The sequence below is a fragment of the Streptomyces achromogenes subsp. achromogenes genome (assembly GCF_000720835.1).
Lineage (GTDB): Bacteria > Actinomycetota > Actinomycetes > Streptomycetales > Streptomycetaceae > Streptomyces > Streptomyces achromogenes.
This window is the reverse complement of sequence record NZ_JODT01000025.1, coordinates 15,028-40,725: the sequence shown is the minus strand read 5'-3', so window position 1 is coordinate 40,725 and position 25,698 is coordinate 15,028. Positions and strand designations below refer to the sequence as shown.

General features: G+C 72.5%; 15 protein-coding genes. 12 read left to right on the top strand and 3 right to left on the bottom strand.

Features of this window, described 5'->3' with window-relative positions; genetic code table 11:
- Nucleotides 1–113 precede the first annotated feature (113 nt).
- From IH25_RS0124890 to moeZ, 10 genes are all read left to right on the top strand, one after another.
- Nucleotides 114–1,349, top strand: coding sequence for a DUF3152 domain-containing protein (locus IH25_RS0124890; RefSeq protein ID WP_394298449.1), 1,236 nt, complete (start codon nucleotides 114–116; stop codon nucleotides 1,347–1,349).
- Nucleotides 1,350–1,406: 57 nt separating this feature from the next.
- Nucleotides 1,407–1,502 (top strand): Ms4533A family Cys-rich leader peptide, encoded by a 96-nt coding sequence (locus tag IH25_RS43000; RefSeq protein WP_309485553.1) that lies wholly within the window; start codon nucleotides 1,407–1,409, stop codon nucleotides 1,500–1,502.
- A 257-nt stretch (nucleotides 1,503–1,759) separates the two neighbouring features.
- The gene (locus IH25_RS0124885) at nucleotides 1,760–3,478 is read left to right on the top strand and encodes an ABC transporter substrate-binding protein (RefSeq protein ID WP_030614734.1); all 1,719 of its coding nucleotides are present in this window, start codon (nucleotides 1,760–1,762) and stop codon (nucleotides 3,476–3,478) included.
- A gap of 4 nt (nucleotides 3,479–3,482) precedes the next feature.
- Nucleotides 3,483–4,535 (top strand): ABC transporter permease, encoded by a 1,053-nt coding sequence (locus tag IH25_RS0124880; RefSeq protein ID WP_030614731.1) that lies wholly within the window; start codon nucleotides 3,483–3,485, stop codon nucleotides 4,533–4,535.
- On the top strand, nucleotides 4,532–5,530 hold the full coding sequence (locus tag IH25_RS0124875; protein WP_030614728.1) for an ABC transporter permease: 999 nt from the start codon (nucleotides 4,532–4,534) through the stop codon (nucleotides 5,528–5,530). Before IH25_RS0124880 ends, IH25_RS0124875 begins: the two co-directional genes overlap by 4 nt.
- Nucleotides 5,527–7,119, top strand: coding sequence for a dipeptide ABC transporter ATP-binding protein (locus IH25_RS0124870; protein WP_030614725.1), 1,593 nt, complete (start codon nucleotides 5,527–5,529; stop codon nucleotides 7,117–7,119). The genes IH25_RS0124875 and IH25_RS0124870 overlap by 4 nt, the downstream gene beginning before the upstream one ends.
- 235 nt (nucleotides 7,120–7,354) lie before the next feature.
- Nucleotides 7,355–9,049: a DUF3492 domain-containing protein gene (locus IH25_RS0124865; RefSeq protein ID WP_030614722.1), complete on the top strand. Its 1,695-nt coding sequence runs from the start codon at nucleotides 7,355–7,357 to the stop codon at nucleotides 9,047–9,049.
- A gap of 605 nt (nucleotides 9,050–9,654) precedes the next feature.
- Nucleotides 9,655–10,809 (top strand): hypothetical protein, encoded by a 1,155-nt coding sequence (locus IH25_RS0124860; RefSeq protein WP_030614720.1) that lies wholly within the window; start codon nucleotides 9,655–9,657, stop codon nucleotides 10,807–10,809.
- Nucleotides 10,810–10,996: 187 nt separating this feature from the next.
- Complete coding sequence (locus tag IH25_RS0124855) at nucleotides 10,997–11,956, top strand: NAD-dependent epimerase/dehydratase family protein (protein WP_030614717.1); 960 nt, start codon at nucleotides 10,997–10,999, stop codon at nucleotides 11,954–11,956.
- Nucleotides 11,957–12,114: 158 nt separating this feature from the next.
- Nucleotides 12,115–13,293, top strand: a complete 1,179-nt coding sequence (gene moeZ, locus IH25_RS0124850) for an adenylyltransferase/sulfurtransferase MoeZ (protein WP_030614714.1) — start codon at nucleotides 12,115–12,117, stop codon at nucleotides 13,291–13,293.
- Between the two features lie 1,618 nt (nucleotides 13,294–14,911).
- Here the strand turns inward: moeZ and IH25_RS0124845 are convergent.
- The 3 genes from IH25_RS0124845 to IH25_RS0124835 all read right to left on the bottom strand — a co-directional run bounded on the left by IH25_RS0124845 (nucleotide 14,912) and on the right by IH25_RS0124835 (nucleotide 21,157).
- The gene (locus IH25_RS0124845) at nucleotides 14,912–16,489 is read right to left on the bottom strand and encodes an alpha/beta hydrolase (RefSeq protein ID WP_030614712.1); all 1,578 of its coding nucleotides are present in this window, start codon (nucleotides 16,487–16,489) and stop codon (nucleotides 14,912–14,914) included.
- A 130-nt stretch (nucleotides 16,490–16,619) separates the two neighbouring features.
- Nucleotides 16,620–18,164 carry an alpha/beta hydrolase gene (locus IH25_RS0124840; RefSeq protein ID WP_030614710.1) on the bottom strand — a complete coding sequence of 515 codons (1,545 nt, stop codon included), beginning with the start codon at nucleotides 18,162–18,164 and terminating at the stop codon, nucleotides 16,620–16,622.
- Nucleotides 18,165–18,235: 71 nt separating this feature from the next.
- Nucleotides 18,236–21,157, bottom strand: a complete 2,922-nt coding sequence (locus tag IH25_RS0124835; protein WP_030614706.1) for a lysylphosphatidylglycerol synthase domain-containing protein — start codon at nucleotides 21,155–21,157, stop codon at nucleotides 18,236–18,238.
- Nucleotides 21,158–21,343: 186 nt separating this feature from the next.
- Between IH25_RS0124835 and IH25_RS0124830 the strand changes: the two genes are divergently transcribed.
- Complete coding sequence (locus tag IH25_RS0124830) at nucleotides 21,344–21,730, top strand: MGMT family protein (protein ID WP_030614702.1); 387 nt, start codon at nucleotides 21,344–21,346, stop codon at nucleotides 21,728–21,730.
- Between the two features lie 299 nt (nucleotides 21,731–22,029).
- Nucleotides 22,030–25,662, top strand: a complete 3,633-nt coding sequence (locus tag IH25_RS0124825) for an ATP-dependent DNA helicase (protein ID WP_030614698.1) — start codon at nucleotides 22,030–22,032, stop codon at nucleotides 25,660–25,662.
- Nucleotides 25,663–25,698 lie beyond the last annotated feature (36 nt).

Genomic DNA, 25,698 nt, shown 5'->3' with positions numbered 1-25,698 from the left:
CGGGGGCTTCCGGCGCCGCCTGGTCACCCGACGGATCCCGGCAGCCCGACGGCACTGCGGCGCGGGGCACGACTGGGTTTCCCGCCGCTGCCTCAGCGCATGGTTCCGCTTCCGTGCCCGGCGGGCCCGGGGGCGTCGACGGCACCCCCGCGCGCGGTGTGCCGCGTGCTCCCGAGGGCGGTTCCGCGCGGGGCGGACACCCCGAGCAGCGGGAAGCCGGGGGCGGCTGGGGCGAGTTGGGCGGCCGTCCGGCCGGGGGCGGCGGGCCCGGTGTGGTGCTGCCGCGGCAGCGGCGGGCGGAGCCGGGCGGTGCCCGGCGCGGCTCCGGGCCGGGGCCCCGCCAGGAGTACCTCGAAGCCTTCGACGGCGATGGCCGGGGCGGCCGGCGTGGTGCCGGACCCGCGAGCACCGGCGGCTCCGCGTCCGGCGGCGGTGCCGGTACCGGGGACGCCACCGGTGCCGGCAACGGCTCCGGTACCGGCCCCGGGCCCCGTACGACCGGACAGCCGGCCGGGGCGCCGCAGGCGTCCGGTGCCGCTGTGCCCGCACCGCGCGGCGGTGGCAAGGGGCGGGCCTTCACCGGCATCGCGGCGGCCGCCGTCACCACCGTGCTCGCGGTGATGGTCGCCGGCCAGGTGACCAAGGCGCGGGACGACGGCGACGCACGGTCGCAGTCCGCCACCGACCACGCCCACGACACCCGGACCTCCGGCGGGTCGGCGCCGTCCGCCGTGCCGAGCGCGGCGCCGCTGACGTACGACCAGAAGATGAGCCGTACGTATCCGCTCGGCGCCACGCTGAGCGGATCGGGCAAGTTCGACGTCGTCCCCGGGTTCGACAAGGCGCCCGGCACCGGGCGGAAGTACCGCTACCGCGTCGATGTCGAGCAGGGGCTGGGGCTGGACGGCGCGCTGTTCGCCGAGGCCGTGCAGAAGACGCTCAACGACCAGCGCAGCTGGGCCCACGGCGGTGCCCGCACCTTCGAGCGCGTCTCCTCCGGCACGCCCGACTTCGTGATCACACTGGCCAGCCCCGGCACCACCGCCAAGTGGTGCGCCAAGTCGGGTCTGGACACCACCGAGGACAACGTTTCCTGCGACTCGGCCGCGACCGAACGCGTCATGATCAATGCGTACCGGTGGGCTCAAGGCAGCACGACATACGGTGACCGGATCCATGCGTACCGGCAAATGTTGATCAACCATGAGGTCGGCCACCGGCTCGGTCACGGACACGTCACCTGCCAGAAGGACGGCGAACTGGCGCCGGTGATGCAGCAGCAGACCAAGTTCCTGGACCACGACGGGATCCACTGCCGGGCCAACGCCTGGCCGTACCCGGGGAGTTGACATGCGGCGCTTATGTCACATTGACATAAGCCCGTATGGTCATCCATATTGCTGCGCATGTGGTCTAGTCATGCCGTCCCCGCGAGCGCCGCCATCGAGCTGGCGCTCATCGGCGTGACCGCACTCTGCGTGGCCGACATCCACTGTCGCTGACGCCGCCTGCCTGGCGTTCGCGTCGCGATAGTTCACCCCTTTTCTCTCCGTGGCCGTGTCACGGATTCTTCGACGACCCGACGCCGGGGCCGACGTCTGTCCGCAGTCGTCTCACTCCTCGTCCACATGTCTCACCTGTCGAGAGACTCCTCGATCCATCCGTCGAGAACACGTTGATCAGCCCTTGATCAACTCTTGATCAACCCTGGATCCACTCGACTCTTTCCGACTCGTCATCCCGAGAGGTCGTCATTCCGATGCGTCAACCGTCCGTCAGAGCGCGCCGCGTGGCAGCGGCATCCGTCAGCCTGGTCGTGGCAGCGGGCGTCGCCGCCTGCGGCCCCGAGGACAGCGATGCCAAGGGCTCCGGTGGCGACTCCGCGCCCCACAAGGGCGGCACGCTCACGATCCTGAACTCCCAGCCGCAGGAGGACTTCGACCCCGCGCGCCTGTACACCTCGGGCGGCGGGAACGTCCCTTCGCTGGTCTTCCGCACCCTCACCACGCGCAACCGCGAGAACGGCGAGGCCGGCGCGAAGGTCGTCCCGGACCTCGCCACCGACACCGGGCGCCCCAACAAGGACGCGACCGTGTGGACGTACACCTTGAAGAAGGGCCTCAAGTACGAGGACGGCACGCCGATCACCTCGGCCGACATCAAGTACGGCATCGAGCGCTCCTTCGCCCCCGAACTCTCCGGTGGCGCCCCCTACCTGCGGGACTGGCTGGCCGGCGCCGCCGACTACCAGGGGCCGTACAAGGACAAGAAGGGCCTCGCCGCGATCGAGACGCCGGACGAGCGGACCATCGTCTTCCATCTGAACAAGCCCGAGGGCGAGTTCCCGTACCTCGCCACGCAGACGCAGTTCGCCCCGGTGCCCAAGAGCAAGGACACCGGCACCACGTACGAGTCCCACCCGGTCTCCTCCGGCCCGTACAAGGTCGTCAAGAACGAGAACGACGGTGAGCACCTCGTCCTGGAGCGCAACCCGAACTGGTCGGCGCAGACCGACGCCGAGCGCAAGGCGTACCCGGACACCATCGACGTGCGCTCCGGCCTCGACTCCTCGGTGATCAACCAGCGGCTGTCCGCGTCCCAGGGCGCGGACGCCGCCGCCGTCACCACGGACACCAACCTCGGCCCGGCCGAACTCGCCAAGGTGAGCGGCGACAGGAAACTGGCCGCCCGCGTGGGCACCGGCCACTTCGGCTACACCAACTACCTCGCGTTCAACCCGAAGGTGAAGCCGTTCGACGACCCGAAGGTGCGCCAGGCGATCGCGTACGCCGTGGACCGCTCCTCCGTGGTCAACGCGGCCGGCGGCAGCGCCCTCGCCGAGCCCGCCACCACCTTCCTGCCGAACCAGAAGTCCTTCGGCTACACGCCGTACGACCCGTTCCCGGCCGGCCAGGCCGGCAACCCGGCGAAGGCCAAGGAGCTGCTCGCGCAGGCCGGATACAAGAACGGTCTGACTCTTACGCTGACCCACTCCAACAGCAAGGACTTCGAGACCAGCCCGGAGATCGCCACCGCCGTCCAGGACGCGCTCAAGAAGGCCGGCATCACGGTCAAGCTCCAGGGCCTGGAGGAGAACGACTACAAGGACAAGATCCACAGCGTGAAGTCCGAGCCGGGCCTCTTCCTCGCCCACTGGGGCGCGGACTGGCCGTCCGGCGGACCCTTCCTCGCGCCCATCTTCGACGGCCGGCAGATCGTCAAGGATGGAGCGAACTTCAACACGGGCCTGCTGAACGACAAGTCGGTCAATGACGAGATTGACGCGATCAACAAGTTGACCGACCTTGACGCCGCCGCCCGGCGCTGGGGCGCACTGGACAAGAAGATCGGCGACAAGGCCCTCGTCGTGCCGCTGTTCCACCCGGTCTACAAGCGCCTGTACGGCTCGGACGTCAAGAACATCGTCATCAGCGACTGGACCGGTGTCCTGGACGTCTCCCAGGTCGCGGTGAAGTAGCACCGTGAGCGAGGCACTTGCCGCCGTCGGGACCGCCGGGACGGACACCACCGTCCCGGCGGTCCCGGGGGCCCGTCAGTTCTGGCGGCGGCTGCGGCAGCGGCGCGCCGCCCTCGTCGCCGCCGTCGTGGTCGCGCTGCTCGTCCTGGTCGCGCTCGCCGCGCCGCTGCTCACCGCCCTGGAGGGGCAGGACCCCACCACCTACCACCCCACCCTGATCGACTCCGCCCGCGGAGGCGTGCCCATCGGCTCCTTCGGCGGCGTGAGCGCCGACCACTGGCTGGGCGTCGAGCCGCAGACCGGACGCGACATGTTCGCCCGCCTGGTCTACGGCGCGCGGGTCTCCCTGGGCGTGTCGCTGGGCGCCACGCTGGTCCAGGTCCTCGTCGGCGTCGCCATGGGGGTGGCCGCCGGTCTCGGCAACCGCTGGGTCGACCTGGTCCTGAGCCGGATCACCGACATCTTCCTGTCGCTCCCGCTGATGATCATGGCGCTGGCCCTGCTGGCCGTCGTACCCGACGGCTTCCCGCGGCCGGTCCTGGTCGCGCTGATCCTCGCCCTGGTCGCCGGATGGTCCACGATGGCGAAGATGGTGCGCGCGCAGACGCTGGCCCTGAAGAACCTGGACTACGTCTCCGCCTCCCGGCTCAGCGGCTGGAGCACCTGGCGGACCGCCGTGCGCGAACTCCTCCCGGGCCTCGCCGCGCCGGTCATCACCTACGCGGCGCTGCTGGTCCCGTCGAACATCAGCGCCGAGGCGGCCCTGTCCTTCCTCGGCGTCGGCGTGAAGCCGCCCACCCCCTCCTGGGGCCAGATGCTCACCAGCGCCGACGTCTGGTACCAGGCGGCCCCGCAGTACCTGCTGCTGCCCGCCCTCGCCCTGTTCGTCACCGTGTTCGCGATGACCGTCCTCGGCGACGGCGTCCGCGTCGCCCTCGACCCGCGCGCCGCCTCCCGGCTGCGCGTCGGCACCGGCCGCAAACGGGAGGCCCGCGCCCGGACGGCCGTGGCGGCGAGCGCGCCGCAGACCGTGTCGAAGAAGGAGGAGGGGGCGTGAACGGCTTCCCCGGTTTCGTCCTGCGCCGGCTCGCCGGTGCCCTGGTCACCCTGTTCGTGCTCTCGGTGATCATCTACGTCGTCTTCTACGTCACCCCCGGCAACGTCGCCCAGATCACCTGCGGCCCGCGCTGCTCCCCGGCCCAGGTCCACCAGGTGGCCCAGCAGCTCCACCTCGACGACCCGCTGTACGTGCGCTACTGGCACTTCCTCCAGGGCGTCCTCGTGGGCCAGGACTACTCCACGGGCACCTCCGTGGAGCACTGCGCGGCGCCCTGCCTGGGCCAGTCGTACCAGACCGGCCGGGAGGTCACCGACATCATCTGGGCCAAGCTGCCGGTGAGCTTCTCGCTGGTGCTCGGCGCGATGGTGATCTGGCTGCTGCTCGGCGTCGGCACCGGCGTGCTGTCCGCCTGGCGGCGCGGCCGGCTCTCCGAGCGCGTGCTGACCGCGGTCACCCTCGCGGGCGTCGCCACCCCCGTCTTCGTCATCGGGCTGGTCCTGATGATCGTCGTCTGCGGCGAACTCCAGCTGCTGCCCTTCCCGCAGTACGTGAACTTCACCGACGACCCCGAACAGTGGGCGTGGAACCTGCTGCTGCCCTGGCTGTCCCTCGCCCTCATCGAGGCGGCCGGCTTCGCCCGGCTGACCCGGGCCTCGATGCTGGAGACGCTGGCCGAGGACCACATCCGCACCTTCCGCGCCTACGGCGTGAGCGAACGCGCGGTGATCACCCGGCACGCGCTGCGCGGCGCGACCGCCTCCGTCATCGCGCTCAACGCGGTCACCGTCGGCTCGGCCGTCGGCGGCGCCGTCCTCACCGAGACCCTGTTCGGCCTGCCCGGCATCGGCCAGGAACTGGTGCGCGCGGTCAAGGTCGTCGATCTGCCGGTGGTCGTCGGCATGGTCCTGGTGACCGGCTTCTTCGTGATCCTCGCCAACGCCGTCGCGGACGTCCTGTACGCGGCGGCCGACCGACGGGTGGTGCTCGCATGAGCCTGGTGGAAGTGACGGACCTGACCGTCGAGTTCGGGACCCTGCGCGCCGTCGACGGGCTCTCCTTCAGCCTCGCGCAGGGCGCCGCCCTCGCCCTGGTCGGCGAGTCCGGCTCCGGCAAGTCCACGGTCGCGGGCGCCCTGCTGGGCCTGCACCGGGGCACCGGCGCCCGGGTCGGCGGCTCGGTCCGGGTGGCCGGCACCGACGTCCAGACGGCCTCCGACGAGGAGCTGCGCCGGCTGCGCGGCGCCAAGGCGGCCATGGTCTTCCAGGACCCGCTGTCCTCGCTCGACCCGTACTACGCGATCGGCGACCAGATCGCCGAGGTCTACCGCGTCCACGCGCGCGTGACGCGCCGCGCCGCACGCGCGCGTGCCGTCGACGTACTGGACCGCGTCGGCATCCCGGACGCGGCCCGGCGCGCCCGGTCCCGGCCGCACGAGTTCAGCGGCGGCATGCGCCAGCGCGCCCTCCTCGCCATGGCCCTGGCCGGCGAGCCGGACCTGCTGATCGCCGACGAGCCGACCACCGCCCTCGACGTCACCGTCCAGGCCCAGATCCTCGACCTGGTGCACGCCCTGCGCACGGAGACCGGCATGGGCCTGCTGCTCGTCACCCACGACGTGGGCGTGGCCGCCGAGAGCGTGGACGACATCCTCGTCATGCGGCACGGCAGGGCCGTCGAGCGCGGCCCGGTCGGCGCCGTCCTCGCCGCGCCCGCCGAGCCGTACACCCGCGAGCTGCTCGACGCCGTCCCGCGCGTGGACGCCCGCCGGACCGCTTCCCCGGCCACCGGCGAGGTCGTGCTGGAGGCGACGGGCGTACGGCGCGAGTTCGGGCGCGGCAGGCGGGCGTTCGCGGCCGTGGACGACGTCTCGGTGACCGTCCGGCGCGGGGAGACCCTCGGCGTGGTCGGCGAGAGCGGCAGCGGCAAGACCACGCTCGGCCGCATGCTGGTCGGGCTGCTGGAGCCGACCGTCGGCGAGATCCGCTACGAGGGGCGCCCGCACACCGGGGTGAACCCGGCCGTCCAGATGGTCTTCCAGGACCCCGTCTCCTCCCTCAACCCCCGCCGCAGCGTCGGCGAGTCCATCGCCGACCCGCTCCGCGCGCGGGGCGAACGCGACGAGGAGCGCATCCGGGGGCGCGTGGCGGAACTGCTGGAGCGCGTGGGGCTCGACCGGGCGCACTACGACCGCTACCCGCACGAGTTCAGCGGCGGCCAGCGCCAGCGCGTCGGCATCGCACGCGCGCTCGCCGCCGAGCCGCGCGCCCTGGTCTGCGACGAGCCGGTCTCCGCGCTCGACGTCACCACCCAGGCCCAGGTGGTCGCCCTGCTCGGCGAACTCCAGCGGGAACTCGGCCTGGCGCTGGTCTTCATCGCGCACGACCTCGCCGTGGTCCGCCAGGTCAGCGACCGGGTCGCGGTGATGCGGCGCGGCCGGCTCGTCGAGTACGGGCCCGCCGACGAGGTCTACGACAGCCCGCGCGAGCCGTACACCAAGCAGCTCCTGGCCGCCGTACCCGCACTCGACCCGGAGTCGGCGGCCCGTCGGCGCGCCGCCCGGCGCGAACCGGCGGCGGCCTAGCAGGGACCGGCTCGGCGCCCGCCAGACGCCGTAACGTTTCGCGCTCGCGCGTTCACCCTGTGCCGCATTAGCGCGGTCGAACGTGACCCGCACGCGAAAGTTACGAGCGTTCACCCCTTTTGGTGGTGCGACGGACAACCGTCCGTCGCACCACCGCCTCGTCCCCTTACGTTCATCCCGCTGCGAGCCGCCGGCCCGACGGCGGCTCCCCAGACGGGAGACCGGGGGTGTACACGTGCGCATAGGACTGCTGACCGAGGGTGGCTATCCGTATGTGAGCGGTGACGCCGCACTCTGGTGCGAACGGCTGGTGCGCGGGCTGGAGCAGCACGAGTTCGACGTCTACGCGCTCGGCCCCGGCCCGCACCAGGAGGCCGGCGGTCCCCGTGTCCCGCTGCCGTCGCAGGTCCGCCGGGTGCGTACGGCGCCGCCGTGGACGACCGAGGAACCCGCCTACGGCCGGCGGGCCCGCCGGCGCTTCGCCGAGTGCTACGAGGAGCTGGCCGGGGCGGTGTGTACGCGTGCCGGAGCCACCGGGGGCGTGCCCGGGGCTAAGGCGCCGGAGGAGCCCGGGGGCCTGGCGGACCGTTTCGGCAGCGCGCTGTACGGACTCGCCGAACTCGCCCGCGAGCAGGGCGGACTGGTCGGCGCCCTGCGCTCGGACATCGCCGTACGCGCCCTGGAGCGAGCCTGCCGCGCTCCCCGCGCGCTGTGCGCGGCGCATGAGGCGCGGGTATCCGACCTGCTCACCATCGCCGCACACCTCGAACGCGCCCTGCGCCCCCTCTCGCTCGACTGGTACGACGACGACGCCCTCGGCGCCGCCGACCTCTGCCACGCCACCACGGGCGGCCCCCCCGCCCTCTGCGGGCTGCTCGCCCGGCACCTCTGCGGGGTGCCGCTGCTCGTCACCGAGTACGCCGTGCACCTGCGCACGCACTACCTGACGTCCGGCCCGCACACCGCCGCCCCCGCCGTACGCGCCGTCCTCGCCGCCTTCCACGGCCGGCTGACGGCCGAGGTCTACCGCGCGGCCGAACTCCTCACCGCGGGCGACGCGCACGCGCGCCGCTGGCAGGAGCGGTGCGGCGCCGACCGCGCCCGCATCCGCGTGGTGTACCCCGGCACGGCGGCCGAAAGGTTCGCGGAGGCGGGCGAGCCGACGCTCCGGACCGACCCGGACACGCTGGTCTGGGCCGGGCCGGTCGACCCGGGCAAGGACCTGGGAACCCTGGAGACCCTGCTGTACGCCTTCGCCGAGGTCCGCCGGGAGGAGCCCAAGACCCGCCTGCGCGTCCTGGGCACGCCGGACGGCACCGAGGGCGCCGCCTACCTCGGCCATTGCCGCACGCTGGCCGCGCGGCTCTTCCCGGACGCGGCGGAGGGCGACCATCCCGTCTCCTTCGAGGAGACCGCCGGCTCCTCCGAGGAGACGGGGGTGTCCGACGCGTACGCCGCCGGCGCGGTCGTCGTCCTCTCCGGTGGCGCGGAGGGTTTCCCGGCCGGCCTCGTCGAGGCCATGCTCAGCGGCCGGGCCACGGTGTCCGCGGACGTGGGCGCGGTGGCGGAGGTCATCGGCGGCACGGGACTGGTCGTACCGCCGCACGACCCCGGGGCGCTCGCGGAGGCGTGCGTGGCGCTGCTGCGCGACCCGGGGCGCCGTGCGCGCCTTGGTGCCGCCGCGCGCGCCCGGGCGCTGGAACTGTTCACCGCCGAGCGCAACACCATGGCTTTTCACGGCATCTACCTGGAGATCGCCTCCCGCTGCCCGGTCCGCCGGTCCGCGCGGGACGAGCCCCGCCCCTTCGCGGCCCCCGCCGAGTCCCTCGTCCCCGGCCACCTAACCGGTCCTGAGGACCGCTCCATGCCCCGCGGTGTTCCCGCGTGGGCCGCGGACAGCACCCAGCCACCGGTGGAGGAGGCACGATGAGAGACCCGGAGGGCCGCAGGCCCGGCGACGGGAGGGGACCGGGGTCGGGCCTGACCGGCGAGTCCACGGCCGGGCCCCAGGCGGGGGGCGGCGAGCCGAGTACGTCCCCGACCTCCGCGATGGCGGGCGATGGTGGCGGTGGGGGCGATGCCGGCGAGGGCGGCCTGGCCGGGAGAGGCCCGGCGTGGGGAGGTCCGGCCTGGATGGGCCCAGTCGCGGCGGACCGCCCGGGGATGCCGAGCGGCGCGGTTCCGTGGGACGCGCGGTCGGGGGAGTGGGTGCCGGGGGAGCGGTCGCCGTGGGAGCGGCTGTCTGCGGGGCCGCAATCGGTTGGCTCGCTGCCTGCGGGGCCGTTGGCTGTGGGGCCGGCGTCCGCTGATCCGCTGTCCGCCGGCCCGTTGGCCGCCGGCCCGTTGGCCGCCGGCCCGTTGGCCGTCGGTCCGTCGTATGGCGGTCCGTCGTATGGCGGTCCGCAGGGGTCGGGGCCCGCCTTCGACCCGTTGGCCGGTCCGGCCGGGCTCGGTCCTGGGAGCGGTCCCTCGCTGATGGCCGGGCTCGGCGGGCAGTCGCGGGGCGGGGCCGTTCCGTACGCGTCCGGGGATCCGGTGAAAGCCCTGCTGCACCGGCACCGGGAGCTGTGCGAGCGAGCCGTGGACCCGTTGGAGATCGCCGTGGGGCTGGAGGTACACGGTGCCACCGACCGGACCGCCGCCCGCTACCGCCACCGTGACGTCTTCTCGCTCGCCGAGGAACTGCACGCGCGCGTGCCGCACAACACCGAGCGGCCCTCCCCGGAGCCCAGGCCCCTGCCCGTGCCCCGCTTCCGCGCCGGCCGGCTCCTGCTCACCCTCGTGCCCGGAGCGCTCGGCGCTGCCACGGTGACCGGACTGCGCCTCGCCCAGGGAACCCCGCGCCTGCCGGTGGCACTCGGCGGCCTCCTAGCCGTCGCCCTCGCCACCCGCGCGGCGCTGCGCCACAGCCCCCTCGCCGGCCCACCCGGCACGCGCGCGGGGCGTACCGTCTCCGGCACGCGCGCGGGGCGCCCCACGCCCGGCGCACGCGCGGGGCGCACCACCATCGGCACGCGCGTCGGCGCACTCGGAACACTCTGTACGCTCTGGCTGCTGGGATACGCGCTCCTCGGCGACGGCCTCCTCCACGCCGTGCTGACGGGCGGCCCCGACGCCCCGCCCACCGGCACCCCGGAAGGCCCCTGGCCCACGGCCACCGCGCCCGCCCTGGCCCTCCTGCTGGCCTGCGCCCCCGCGGCCTGGTGCGCCCACCTCCTCGCCGCCGCCGCCCACCGCGGGCTCACCGACAGCCGGACCCTGAGGCAGTTCACGGCCGCCATGACACCCCGGCTGCTCGGCACGTACGCCCTCTTCCTGGCCGCCCTCGCCGCACTGGCCGTACTCTGCGGCACCGCCCTGCACCAGCCCGCGGCCTACCCGCAGGCCCTCACCCTGGGCGCCCTGCTGCTGCCCGCCCGCCTGCTCACCGTGCGCCACCACCGGCGCGCCCCCGCCCGCGCGCTGGGGGCCGCCGCGCTCGTGGAGGCGCTGGCCCTGGCGCTGCCGACGGCCGGCCGGCTGCCCGGCTGCGCCTTCCTGGCGGCCCCGGTCCAGACCCTCGTAGACGCCGGGGGCGAGGCCGCCGTACCGGTCCTCGCCTGCGGCATCGCGGCCCTGGCCCTGCTCCGGCACGCCGGCCGCACCCTCACCCGGGCCTCGGCCCACGCTCCCGCGGGAGCACCCGAGTGAACCTCCGCCCGCCGGCCCGTCCCACTCGCCGCAGGCATTCGCACCATCCCTCTGAAGGAGAACACCAGATGACCACCTCCCGACCCGGAGCGTCCGGAGCCACCGGAGCCGCCGGAGCGTCCGGAGCAGCCGTACAAGCCGTCGAAACGACCGGTACCACCGGCGCGCACACCCCGGGAGCCGCCCGATGAGGGTCCTGCTGATCGGAGCCAACGGATTCATCGGCCGCTTCGTCGCCGACCGCCTGCTCGCCGACCCGGCCGTCCAGCTCACCGCGCTGGGCCGCGGCGACGACGCCGACGTCCGCTTCGACCTCGCCACCGGCAGCCCGGGCGCGCTCACCCGCTTCCTGGACGCGGTGCACCCCGGAGTCGTCATCAACTGCGCCGGCGCGACCCGCGGCGGCGCCCGCGAACTCACCCGGCACAACACGGTCGCCGTGGCCACCGTCTGCGAGGCGCTGCGCCGCAGCGGCTGCGGCGCCCGCCTGGTGCAGATCGGCTGCGGCTCCGAGTACGGCCCCAGCCAGCCCGGCTCCTCCACGCCCGAGGACGCCGTACCGCGCCCCGGCGGCCCCTACGGGGTCAGCAAGCTGGCCGCGACCGAACTGGTCCTGGGTTCCGGCCTGGACGCGGTCGTGCTGCGCGTCTTCTCGCCGGCCGGGCCCGGTACGCCGGCAGGCTCCCCGCTCGGCCGGCTCGCCGAGGCCATGCGCCGCGCCATGCAGTCGGGCGACGGTGAGCTCAAGCTCGGCGGCCTCGGTGTCCAGCGCGACTTCGTCGACGTACGGGATGTCGCACGGGCCGTGCACGCCGCCTCGCTCTCCGCCGCGCAAGGCGTCATCAACATCGGCTCCGGCCGCGCCGTCCGCCTCAGAGACGCCGCCGCCGTGCTCGCGCGCGTGGCCGGATACGGCGGTGCCCTCCACGAACTGGACGCCCCGCCCGGGCCGCTGCGCGCCGCCCTCGGGCACCCCCGCGCCGACACCGACCACACGCCTCCGGTGGCCTACCCGTACCCGGACGGCTGCGGCAGCTGGCAGCAGGCCGACGTACGCACCGCCCGCGACCGCCTTGGCTGGCGGCCCCGCATCAATCTCGAGGAGTCCCTGGCCGACATCTGGATGGAAGCGGCCTGCCGCATCTGACCACGGCGGGCGCCCGGGCGAACCGGCCCCGGGGGACGGTGCCCGGCTGCTGGGACGACTCCGTCTCGCGCATCGGAACGGGTGTCTCGGAATGAAGAAGGGCGTGGCAGTGTTACGTGGAGAACAACTGTAGTGATTGACCGACCAACGGAGTCCCCGTGTCGCTGCCACCCCTGGTCGAGCCGGCTTCCGAGCTCACCGTAGACGAGGTTCGCAGGTACTCCCGCCACCTGATCATTCCCGATGTGGGCATGGACGGGCAGAAGCGGCTGAAGAACGCCAAGGTGCTCTGCGTGGGCGCCGGCGGCCTGGGCTCGCCGGCGCTGATGTACCTGGCCGCCGCGGGCGTGGGCACCCTCGGCATCGTGGAGTTCGACGAGGTCGACGAGTCGAACCTGCAGCGCCAGATCATCCACAGCCAGTCCGACATCGGGCGTTCCAAGGCCGAGTCGGCCCGTGACACCGTCAAGGGCATCAACCCGTACGTGAACGTGGTCCTTCACGAGGAGCGGCTCGAAGCCGACAACGTGATGGACATCTTCAGCCAGTACGACCTGATCATCGACGGCACCGACAACTTCGCGACCCGCTACCTGGTCAACGACGCGTGCGTGCTGCTGAACAAGCCGTACGTATGGGGCTCGATCTACCGCTTCGACGGCCAGGCGTCGGTCTTCTGGTCCGAGCACGGCCCCTGCTACCGCTGCCTGTACCCGGAGCCGCCGCCCCCCGGCATGGTCCCCTCCTGCGCCGAGGGCGGCGTACTGGGCGTGCTGTGCGCGTCCGTCGGCTCCATCCAGGTCAACGAGGCGATCAAGCTCCTCGCCGGCATCGGCGACCCGCTGGTCGGCCGTCTGATGATCTACGACGCCCTGGAGATGCAGTACCGCCAGGTCAAGGTCCGCAAGGACCCGAACTGCGCGGTCTGCGGCGAGAACCCGACCGTCACCGAGCTGATCGACTACGAGGCCTTCTGCGGCGTCGTCTCCGAGGAGGCCCAGGCGGCGGCGATCGACTCCACGATCACTCCCAAGCAGCTCAAGGAGTGGATCGACGACGGCGAGAACATCCAGATCATCGACGTCCGCGAGCCGAACGAGTTCGAGATCGTCTCCATTCCGGGCGCCACGCTGATCCCGAAGAACGAGTTCCTCATGGGCACCGCCCTGGAGAGCCTCCCGCAGGACAAGAAGATCGTCTTGAACTGCAAGACGGGTGTCCGCAGTGCGGAAGTCCTCGCGGTCCTGAAGTCCGCCGGCTTCGCCGACGCGGTCCACGTCGGCGGCGGCGTCATCGGCTGGGTCAACCAAATCGAACCGCACAAGCCGGTCTACTGACCCCTGCTCCCGCCCCCAGCAAGACTGAGGAAGCCCACGGCTCTGAACTGCTCAGACGCCGTGGGCTTCCCTCCGTTCTCGGTCGCCGTTGGGTGACTTGAGACGACATCAAGTGGTGCTGCCTCGGTCCGTCTCTGGGCAGGGTGCTGCCTTGGGCTGCCCGCGTCTCACCTGCGCTGATGGGCCACAGACGGTCGCGCTCGTTCGCCGATGGGCATCGGGGTTGCCACGCGATTAGGCACTCACTCGTGGCTGCGGCTCACTTCTTGCGGCGCTTGCTCGCCCTCTTCTTCAACTCGTCCTGGCCGCGCTTTCTAGATGGAGACTGAGACGGCCAGGACGAAGCCGCGCCGCCTATTCGTTCTGCAGCTGATTGATCCATAGCTCCAGGCAGACCGGTCAACACCGGCCATACCGACCATTTCAACGGGCTGCGTGGCCACGCTCAGTCATGCGCGGTTTGAAGTGGCTGCGGTGCGCCGCTGCTGTGCAAAGGCCCGTCAGTGCAGATGTCAGAGCAAGGGCACTCGTGTAAGCGTCAGCGATCTGTGCGGCCGGGCGCGAGAGCACCAGCACGATGACGATTACTCCGACGACCCACGGCCTACGCATGGGGTTTGACAGCGTACCGGGGATTAGGATGACACTCATGTGAGCCTCCAAAGGCTTAAGCCCTCGATCGCACGCACCGCCAAGCACTGGCGATCGGGGGCGCTTTCTTGCCTCTGGACCGTAGCAAGGTCTTGGCCGTCGAAAGGTGGGGCAGCGACGCCACCGGCAACTCTCAGCTGTAAACTATAGTTTACAGCTACGTTGAGTTATGAAACGATGGGAATTCGGTCCCAACTCATCCTGCTTTCCTAGGGAGTAGTGGAAGGAAGGCCTAACTGACTTACGCACCGTAAGTTTCCAAGATGGCCGATAATCAACCCCGCCTAACCTGCCCTACCCTTAACTTCCATCCGGTCTGCTGATGACCCACGCACCGTGGGGAAGGCGCGATGTCAGGCGACCAGGTGGAGCGGCCACCTATGAACGACCGGGGGATTTCCCCACCGCGACACCCCGCCAGCCGGCACCCGTCCGCAGGCCCCTCTATCCCGGTCCGTGATCTCGGGTTTTGTGTTGGGTGGGCGAATTGTATTTGCGCTCTCAGATTGGGAAGCTTGGGTCCATTGGCGGCGATTGTCGTACTGACCTGTGCCGGGGTGGTGAGCGCACGCGGCCGGGGTGGTCCATGTATGCTCGACGCGTCGTCAGTTGAGACTAGGGGCAGGAGTTTGGGGTTCGATTCCCCTTGCGTCCTTCCTCGTACTCGCTTCGGCCGCGTTGGTACTGAGGTTCGTTGCACTGGTCCTAGGAAGCACTAAGTCAGGTAACGCAACTGCCCGCGCTACTCGAAGGGAGAGCACCATGAGCAAAATGCGAAAGTCACTTGAGGCCGTTCTGATGGTGGCCGCGGCGATCGCAGAAGGTTCCGCGGCTGGCCTGCTGCTTCCTGTCTGAGTTGACGACTGCCAGGGCCTTGATGCCGACCGCCGGCATCAAGGCCCCTGCAGCTTTCAATAGAAGTTCGATCCCTCGGGCTACCTTCGGCCTTGGGTGGTGCGGTATGGCGTTATGCGCAGACCTTGCCGTCCTTCGGCACCGTTCCCTTCAGCAGGTAGGTGTTCACCGTCGTGTCGACGCAGTCGCTGCCGCTGGCGTAGGCGCCGTGGCCCTCGCCCTTCCAGGTGAGTTGGATGCCTACTCCGCGGCCCAGTTCGTCGGCCATCTCGCGGGTGCCCTCGTAGGGGGTGGCCGGATCGCCGGTGTTGCCGATCAGCAGGATGGGGGCCGCGCCCGGGGCGGCGACCTCCGGGGTGTCGTACTGGCCCGGCACCGGCCAGTCGTGGCACCAGCCGGCCGTGTCCCAGCCGAGGTAGTCCCCGAACACCGGGGAGATCCGCTCGAACCGGGCCAGTCGGCGTTTCGTCTCGGCGGGTGTCGGCCGCTGCTTGTCGTCCAGGCACGAGATGACGCGCTGGGAGTGGGACGTGGTGCCGTAGTGCCCGGAGGTGTCCCGCTCGTTGTAGTCGTCGGCGAGTGCCAGCAGTGGTGAACCGTCGCCCTGCCGCGCCGACTTGAGTGCGCTGGTCAGTCTGGGCCAGCTCGGCTCGCTGTACAGCGGGAGGATGATCCCGGTGGTCGCGAGGGTCTGGGTCAGCTTCCGCCCGGACGAGGCCGGCAGGGGCTCGGCGTCGAGCCGCCTCAGCAGGTCGGCTATCTCCCGCGAACCCTGAACCGGGTCCTGGCCGGTGGACTTCAGGTAGTCGTCCAAGGCTCGCTGGAAGCCGCGGGCTTGGTTCTCGGCGTGCCCGACCATGTCGGCGGCCGGGTCGACCACCGCGTCCAGCACCAGCCGTCCCACCCGCTTCGGGAACAGGTGGGCGTAGACACCGCCCAGTTCGGTGCCGTAGGACATGCCGAAGTAGTGCAGTGTGTCGTCGCCGAGGACCTGGCGCATCAGGTCCATGTCGCGTGCCGTGTCGGTGGTGGACACATGGGCCAGCAGGGGGCCGGCGGCCTTCTGGCAGCCCTTGGCGAAGTCGGCGGCATCCTGGAAGTACGCCTGCTCTTCGGCCGGGGTGTCCGGCGTGGCGTCCACGGTCTCGGCGGCCCGGGTCTTCCGGTCGTCGCGGCAGCGCACGCCCGCGCTCGCGCCCACGCCGCGCGGATCCCAGCTCACCAGGTCGTAGCGCTCGTGGAGTTCGGAGACGGCGGAGGCGAAGTACGGCATCGCCGACACGCCCGAGCCGCCGGGGCCGCCGAAGTTGAACAGCAGCGAGCCGATGCGGTCGCCGCCGGTCGCCCGGGAGCGGATGAGGGAGACGCCGATCGTCTTGCCGTCGGGAGCGGACCAGTCCAGTGGCACCTTGAGCGTCGCGCACCGCCAGGTGCCGCCTGGCGCGGGGGAGTTTCCGGTGGCCTCGCACCGGTGCCAGTCGAGCCGCTGGGAGGTGAGCGAGGTGGGAAGGGTCGTGGCGGACGGGGCGGCCGGGTTCCCCGGCGTCGACGGGGGAGCGGAGCCGGTCCTCTTGCCCCCGTCGCTCCTGCCGTCCCCCTCGCCCTTGCCGTCCCCGCCGGACGCGCCGCCGCAGCCGGCCAGCAGCAGTCCTGCCGCCACCGCGGCCGTCCACCGTAGAAATCGCATCATGCCCCCCGTAACAGGCCCGCCGCGTCGTGCCGCGCCGGTCGTCCAAGCCATGGTAGGCGTCTTCGGCCCGGCCCGTGGAAGCCTGTGGATAACCGTCTGACCTGCGGTTTCTTGCAGGGTCGCGAGCATGTCAGGAGCAGACCAGGCCGGCCTTCGGCACCTTTCCGTTCAGCAGGTAGCCGTTCACCGCGCTCTGCACGCACTTGTTCTTGCTGTCGTAGGCCCCGTGTCCCTGGCCCTTGTACGTCAGCTCCACACCGACCCCCTTGCCGAGCGCGTTCACCATCTTCCTCGCGCCCTCGTAGGGGGTGGCCGGGTCGCCGGTGTTGCCGATGACGAGGATGGGCGCCGATCCCCGCGCGCTCACGTCGGGATGGTCGGCGGCGCCGGGCACCGCCCAGTCCGTACAGCTGATCATGCCCCAGGCCAGGTAGTCCCCGAACAGGTCGGACGCGGCGCGGAAGCGGGGGAGCCGCCGCTGCACGTAGTCCGCGGTGTACCGCGCCTTGTCGTCGGAGCAGTTGATGGCGGCGTTCGCCGCGGTCAGATTGCTGTACTCCCCGTTCTCGCTGCGGCCGTTCATCGAGTCGGACAACAGCATGAGGATCTTGCCGTCGCCGTCGTAGGCCTCCTCCAGCCCCTCGGTCAGGAACTCCCAGAAGTCCTTCGAGTACAGGGACTGCGCGATGCCGTTGGTGGCGGCGGTCTGGGTCAGCTCGCGCGGGGAGATGCCCGGGATGGGCTTCTGCTCCAGGTCGGCGAGCAGTTTCGCGATGCGCTCCTTCACCTCCTGCGGGGTGTCGCCGATCGGGCACTCCGTGGTCTTGGAGGTGCAGTCCTTCGCGAAATTGTCCAGGGCGAGCTGGAAGCCCTTCGCCTGGCCCAGCGCGCTCTGTTCGGCGTTCTGGGTGGGGTCGACGACGGCGTCGAAGACGGCCCGGCCGACGTTCTTGGGGAACAGATGGGCGTAGACGCCGCCGAGTTCGGTGCCGTAGGAGATGCCGAAGTAGTACAGCTTCCGGTCGCCGAGGACCTGGCGCATCAGGTCCATGTCGCGGGCCGCGTCGGTGGTGCGCACATGCGGGAGGACCTTCCGGGAGTTCTTCTCGCAGGCTGCGTTGAACTGCCGGGTGCGCCGCAGCAGATCGGCGCGTTCGGCGCCGTCGTCCGGGGTGGCGTCCTGCTGGAAGAACTCGTCCAGCCGGGCGTCGCTCTCGCACTTCACCGGCGCGCTGCGGCCGACCCCGCGCGGGTCGAAGCTGACCAGGTCGTAGCGGGTGCCCAGGGCCGCGTAATCCGGGCCGAACGCAGGCAGTGTGGTGACGCCACTGCCGCCCGGGCCGCCGAAGTTGAACACCAGCGAGCCGATCCTGCGGTCCGCGGGACCGTCGGCCCGGGCGCGGATCAGGGCGATGCCGATCGTGTCGCCCTCGGGATCGGCCCAGTCCAAAGGCGCCTTCATGGTGGCGCACTGCCATTCGGTGCCGTTCGGCAGCGGCGAGGGGGCGCTGCCGCCGCCCTCCGCTTCGGACGGGGCCGGGCAGTCCTTCCAGTCCAGCCGTTGGTGGGTGAGATCCCCGTCCTCGGAGTCGCCGCCGCAGCCGGTCAGCGCGGCGAAGAGCAGCACAGCGGAGGTGGTCAGCGCGGTGGCGCGCAGCCGGGAGGGGTTCGCCATGCTCCCCATCGTGAGCGTGCGCACGCCGGCTCGCGCGGGGCGCGGGCCGTCCGGGCTACATCACCGCGCGCTCAGAGCGCTCCCTTGCGGGTGAGGTGGTTGAAGGCCAGCCAGCCCGGCAGCACCGGCAGCCACAGGGTCAGCAGCCGGAACAGCAGGACGGCCGGGGCGGCCACCTCCTTGGGCAGGCCCACGGCGATCAGGCCGACCGTCAGGGTCGCCTCGACCGCGCCCACGCCACCGGGGGTGGGGGCCGCTGAACCGAGCGCGTTGCCGGCGAGGAAGACGACGGCGACGCTGGCGATGCTCAGTGACACCGAGCCGTCGCCGAAGGCCCGGATGGAGGCGTCCAGACACATCACGAAGCAGGCGGTCAGCAACAGCATGCCGCCGATGCCGGTGATGAGCTTCTGGGGCCGCTGGAGCACGTCGAGCATGCGCGGTACGACACCGGCGAACAGCGACCTCACGCGCGTGACGACGAATTTCCGCAGGAACGGCACCGAGGTGACCACGAGGACCAGGACGGCCACGGTCAGCAGGCCCGCGATGACCGTACGGGACGGCGATAGCGACGGCGTCTTCTCGGTGCCGGTCAGATAGCCGAAGGACAGCAGCATCAGGATGTGGCAGCCGAGCCCGAACAGCTGCGAGGCGCCGACACTCGCCACCGCGAGCCCCGGGCGCACGCCGGCGCGCTGGAGGAAGCGCGTGTTGAGGGCCACCCCGCCGACCGCGGCCGGTGCCACGATCTTCACGAACGACCCGGCGACCTGCGCGGCCACGGTCCGCGGGAACGGCACGCGCTCCGGTACGAACCCCAGCAGCGCCATCGCCGCGGCGACGTAACTGAGCGCGGAGAACAGCACCGCGGCGGCCACCCACCCCCACTGGGCCTGCGCGAACAGCGTGCCGAACTCGATATGGGTCAGCTGCGTCAGCAGGTAGTACGCGCCGATCGCACCGGCGATGAAGCTGATCAGCGTGCGCGGCCGGACCCGCTCCAGACGGGCCGGTTCCACGGGGGCCTGGGGCCTGATCCGCAGCACCTGGTGCCGGATCTGGGTGAGCAGATCCTCCTCGCGGGCTTCCTCGAGGGCCTCGTCGATGGCGCGTTTCTCCGCGCGCTGCTCGGCGCGTACGGCCTTCTTGTCGGGCTTTCCGGCGGCTGCCCCAGCCGTCCCGGACACCTCTTCCAGACGGGCCTGCTTGGCCTGCCGGGAGGCTTCGAGCACCGCCTCGCGCTCGCGCTGGGCCCGCTCCCGGGCCAGCCGGCGCAGCGTCGCGCGCGTGGAGCGCGTCAGCGCGATCGGCTGGAGCATCGGCAGGCAGTCGGCGACCGCGTCCGGCCCGAGCACCCCGACCGCCGAGGCCACGGCGCGCTCGGCGCCGACCCGCAGGCCGAGCGTGGTGACCAGCTGGGCGACGTCCATGCGGAGCAGCAGTTCCCCGGCCGCGATCTCGCCACCGCGCAGCTCGGTGAGGATCACCCTGCCGGAACGATCCACCAGAATCGCGTCACCGGCCAGCCTGCGGTGCGCGATGCGCCGGGACTGCAGCGCTCGCACCTGGTGCCAGGTGCTGCGCAGCAGCTCGTCGGTGATCTCCTCGTCGGCGAGCGAGTCCAGGGTGCGGCCCCCGGTGTGCTCGTAGACGAGCATCACCGCGTCGGGGCCGAGTTCGGAGGTCGCGATCAGCTTGGGCGCGTTTGCGCCGGCCGCGATCGCCGCGTACGCCAGCAGCGCCTCCTGCTCCAGCGCCTGGCGCAGCGACTGGAGGCTGGAGCGGGTGGCGAAGCCGCGAAGGGTCAGATTGCGCCACGCGCGGTAGAAGAACCCCTGTGCCTGCTGTTCCCGGTCGACGACCGTGACGTCCAGCGGCGGGCCGTCCTCCAGGGCGACGAAATAGCGCCGGCCCCGGTCGCCGCTCTCGGACTCCGAGGCGTCCTCCCGGGCGGCGCTGACGGGGTGGAAGCCGACGTGCCTGAGGCCCGCCATCAGGGTCTGGCCGGTGGGGCGGACATTGGGGGAGCCGACCGCGTAGAGGGTGCCGTAGGCGACGGACCAGCCGATCAGCACCGTGAGGATGATCGAGAAGGGGGTCGTGTAGCCGGTGACCAACATCGAGAACGCGTCGAGCAGCAGCACGATCCACAGCACCGCGCGCCATCGGGGTCTGCGGGACATGCCGACGGCCGTCATATAGGCGATCACGGGCGCCAGATAACCGTGCACCGGGTCGGTCAGGGCGTGGATATCACCCGGCGAGGGCTGGGTGAGCGCCTCCTGGATCGAGTCCGGGGCGGCCTGGGCCACCCAGAGATCGGTGGCGAGCGTCACTCCGTGGGCCAGGACGGCGGCCAGGACGCCGTCGGCGATGCGCAGCCCGTCCCGTTTGACCAGCCGCTCGATGGCGAAGGCGACCGGCACCAGCAGGATCGCGATGCTGGAGGCCAGCCCCGCGATCTTGATCAGCAGATCCGGGGCCTGCCCGGTGCCCTTGTTGATGTCCTGTTCGAAGCCCGAGGTGGTGCCGTGCGCGAACGCGGCGATCGCGAGGAGCACCACGATGGCCAGGACGCCCACCAGGAGCCGCATGAGGTCGGAGGGGCGGTGCACGCGCGCGGGGAGCAGCGGCTCGTCGACCGCCACCCGCTCGGCGTGCGGGTCGTCGTCGTACGGCGGGCGGTCCGGGCGGGGGTTCTCCGCGCCGGGGGCCTTCTCGGGGGCCGCGTCAACGCCACGCGCGCGCGTGCCCTCGTCCTCGCCAGGGGCGTCGTCGCGCGCGCTGTCGTCCTTACGCGCGCTGTCGTCCTCGGGCGGGCCGGTGTCCTCGGCCGCGCTGTCGTCCTCACGTACGGCGTCGTTCTCGGGCGGACCGGTGTTGTCCCGCCGCGCGCCGGTGCCGGTCTCGCCCGCGCGGGGGGTGTCCGGGTGCGCGGAGGCGGCAGGGGTGCCCGCCGCTCTGTCGGGGTGCGCGCCCTGCTCGTCCATGGTCTCTTCTTGGTCTCGTATCACCAGTCACCGCCCGCACGATGGTGGCATGCCCCACCGACACACCGGGGCATCAGGGTGCGGATGCGCGGGCGCACAGTCTGCCCGAAGCGCCGCCCGGGGGCGAGAGCGCCGTCGCCCCGGCACCCCGCCGGGTTGCCGGCGCGGTGCGGCAGGATGGGGTGGATGAGCGAGCAGAGCCCACCCGAAGACGCCCGCACGGGGCACCCGGACGCGCTGCCGGAGTACGCCGAGCGGGTGCTGGAGGTCGCCGAGCGGATCCCGCCGGGCCGGGTCATGACCTACGGCGACGTCGCCGAGTGGCTGGAGGAGGGCGGCCCACGCCAGGTCGGCCGGGTGATGGCCCTCTACGGGGGCGCCGTTCCGTGGTGGCGGGTCGTACGTGCCGACGGCGCGCTGCTGCCCGGACACGAGCTGAGCGCGCTGGCGCACTACCGCGCGGAGGGCACCCCGCTGAAGCAGGCGGGCCGGACGGCACAGGGTCATCTGCCGCGGCTCGACATGCGACGGGCCCGCTGGGACGGCGGTGCGGACGCGGAGGGTCACACCTGACAGCTTCCGCCATCGGATGCAGCCAGGGCAGACCCGTGGCCCGTTCGGGTGACATCGGGGACGTCCGTGGCATGCCGTACGTTCGTGAGGGGTGGGATACGCGTGGCCCGAGCGTCCAGCAGGACGACTCGAACACCCGGCCGGACGACCCGAGCGCCCGACGAGACGGATCGGAAGCCCTGCTTCCGCCCGGAGCGTCGGCGTAGCGTCGGCGGCTCGTGTCCCCCTCACCCCGCGGTCACCGCCTCGCGCGCGTGACCGCCCGCCCGCCAGCACAACCACCAGGACCGGCCGATCACGTGAGCTCCTCTTCGTCCACCAGGCGCCTGTCGCACCCCTCGGTGCGACAGGGGAGGCGTGGCGCCTACCGACTGGTCCGTACCCCGCCGCCCGCCGCGGATCCCCCTCGTCTGGACGCGGCGCAGCGCGCCGTGGTTGACCACGGAAGCGGCCCGCTGCTCGTCCTGGCCGGCCCCGGCACCGGCAAGACCACCACCCTCGTGGAGTCCGTGGCCGCCCGGATCGCCCGGGGCGGCGACCCCGCGCGGATCCTGGTGCTCACGTTCAGCCGCAAGGCCGCCGTCGACCTGCGCGACCGCATGGCCCTGCGCATGGGCGCCGCCCGCGCGCCCAGGGCGACCACGTTCCACTCCTACTGCTACGCCCTGGTCCGAGCCCACCAGGACAGCGACCGGTTCACCACGCCGCTGCGCCTGCTGTCCGGCCCCGAGCAGGACGTCACCGTCCGCGAGCTGCTCGCTGGCCAGCCGGAACTGGAGCGGCTCGGCCTGACCCATGTGCGCTGGCCGGACGAACTGCGCGCCTGCCTGACCACGCGGGGCTTCGCCGACGAGGTCCGCGCCGTCCTCGCCCGCACCCGCGAGCTGGGACTCGGCCCGGAGGCCCTGGACGCCTTCGCGGGCCGCATCGGCCGCCCCGACTGGCGGGCCGCCGCCGCGTTCCTCGCCGAGTACCTCGACACCCTCGACCTCCAGGGCGTGATCGACTACGCCGAACTGGTCCACCGCGCGGTCCTGCTCGCCCGGCACCCGGAGACCGCCGCCCGGCTCGCGGCCCAGTACGACGCCGTGTACGTCGACGAGTACCAGGACACCGACCCCGCCCAGGTCCGGCTCCTGCACGCCCTGGCCGGCCAAGGGCGCACCCTGGTCGCGTTCGGCGACCCCGACCAGTCGATCTACGCCTTCCGGGGCGCCGACGTGAACGGCATCCTCGACTTCCCGGCCGCCTTCCCGCGCGCGGACGGCCGTCCCGCCCCTGTCGAGGTGCTGCGCACCGCCCGCCGCTCCGGCGCCGCCCTGCTGGCCGCTACCCGCCTGATCACCCGGCGCATGCCGCTGACCCGGCTGCCCGCGGACAAGGTCCGCGCACACCGTGACCCGGCCCCCGTACGGGAGGGCGGCCGGGTCGAGGTCCACACGTACCCGACGGCGGGCGCCGAACTGGACAACATCGCCGACATCCTGCGCCGCGCGCACCTGGAGGACGGTCTCCCCTGGAGTGACATGGCCGTCCTGGTACGTGCCGGTTCCCGCACCCTGCCGAGCCTGCGCCGCGCCCTCACCGCGGCCGGTGTCCCCGTGGACATCGACGGCGACGATCTGCCGCTGCGGCACGAGCCGGCGGTGGCGCCGCTGCTCACGGCGCTGCGCGCGGTCGCCACGGCGGAGGCGCGGCGGCGGGCCGAGCGGCCGGCCGACGGCTCGGAGGCGGGTGGGCGTACCGACGAGAGCGCGCCGTCTCCAGGTGAAGGCGCGCGTACGGGGGACAGCGCGTCGTCCGCTGAGGAGACCGCGCGTGCCGTGGAGGTCGAACCCGCCGGGGAAGCCGGGCGTGCCGGGGACGTTGAAGCCGCCGGGGAAGCCGAGGGTGCCGAGGAGGTTGAACCCACCGGGGAAGCCGGGCGTACCAAGGGGACCGGGCGTCTGGAGCAGGCCGGGTCGGCAGCCGAGGAAGAGCAGGCCACCGCGACCGGACCGGCCGCCGGAGGCACCGGCGAGCCGCGTACCGACGCCGCCGAACCGGGTCCGGACGCCCCCTGGCTCGACACCGAGACGGCCCTCACCCTGCTCACCTCCCCGCTGGGCGGCATGGACGCGGCCGATCTGCGCCGCCTCGGCCGGGCGCTGCGCGAGGAGGAGCGCGCCGCCGGGAACCCGCTGCCGCCGCCCTCCGACGAGCTGCTCACGCGGGCGCTCGCCGAGCCCGAGCGCCTGGCCGTGCACGATCCGGCGTACGCGCGCGGGGCGCAGCGACTCGGCGCGCTGCTGCGCAAGGCCCGTGAACGCCTCGCGGGCGGCGGCACCGCCGAGGAGGCGCTGTGGGACCTGTGGGAGGGCACACCGTGGCCGGGGCGCCTGGAGCGGGCCGCCCGGCGTGGCGGCGCGGCCGGCCGCAACGCCGACCGGGACCTGGACGCCGTGTGCGCGCTGTTCGCCACCGCCGCGCGCGCGGAGGAGCGCACCGGCGGCCGGGGCGCCCTGAACTTCCTGGCGGAGATCGAGGCCGAGGACATCGCCGCCGACACGCTCACGCGCCGCGCGATACGCCCCGACGCCGTCCGCGTGATGACCGCGCACCGCTCCAAGGGCCTGGAGTGGCGGCTGGTCGTCGTCGCCGGCGTCCAGGAGGGCCTGTGGCCCGACCTGCGGCGCCGCGGCTCGCTGCTGGAAGCCGACCGCATCGGCCGCGACGGCCTCGCCGAGCCGCTGCCCCCGGGCGCGCTGCTCGCCGAGGAACGCCGGCTGTTCTACGTCGCCGCCACGCGCGCGCGTGACCGGCTCGTCGTCACCGCCGTGAAGGCCCCGGCCGACGACGGCGACCAGCCGTCCCGGTTCCTGACCGAGCTGGGCGTCGAGCCCCAGGACGTCACCGGGCGCCCCCGCCGCCCGCTGTCCGTCGCCGCGCTCGTCGCCGAGCTGCGCGCCACCACGGTCGACCCGCGCGTGTCCGCCGCGCTGCGCGAGGCCGCCGCCCGCCGGCTGGCCCGGCTCGCCGCGCTCGCCGACGAGGACGGCCGCCCGCTGGTGCCGTCCGCGCACCCCTATCGCTGGTGGGGCATGTACGAGCCGACCGAGAGCAAGGTGCCGCTGCGCCACCGGGACCAGCCCGTGGTGCTCTCCGGCAGCGCCCTCGACCAGCTCGCCAACACCTGTGCGCTCCAGTGGTTCCTCGGCCGCGAGGTGAAGGCCGACGCCCCCGCCACCACCGCGCAGGGCTTCGGCAACGTCATGCACGTCCTCGCCGACGAGGTCGCCTCCGGCCGTACCCCCGCCGACCTCGACGTCCTCATGGAGCGCCTGGACTCGGTGTGGAACGCGCTCGCCTTCGACGCGCCCTGGAAGTCGCGGCAGGAGAAGGAGCACGCGCGCGTGGCGCTCGAACGCTTCCTGAACTGGCATGTGCTGGACCGGGCCGGCCGTACCCCGGTGGCCAGCGAGCAGGACTTCGACGTCACCCTCGAAGCGGGCGAATACCAGGTGCGCATCCGCGGCCAGATGGACCGCGTGGAGAAGGACACCGCGGGCCGGGCCTACGTCGTCGACTTCAAGACCGGCAAGCAGGCGCCCACCGCGCGCGAGGTGGAGCGCCACCCCCAGCTCGCCGTCTACCAGCTCGCCATCCGGGAAGGCGCCGTCGACACCGCCTTCGACGGCGCCCGTCCCGAACCGGGCGGCGCCGAACTGGTCCACCTCCGCCAGGGCGCCGCCAAGCGCGACGGAGGAGACAGCCTGCCCAAGGTCCAGACGCAGGAGCCGACGGCGCAGGAGTGGGTCGGGGAGCTGCTGGCCACGGCCGCCGGCAAGGTCCTCGACGAGCGGTTCACCCCCAGCGCCGGCCAGCACTGCGCACACTGCGCCTTCCGCGCCTCGTGCAGCGCGCGTCCGGAGGGCCGGCACGTCGTGGAATGAGCACCTCGCGGTGGAATGAGCGCCTCGCGGCGAGCG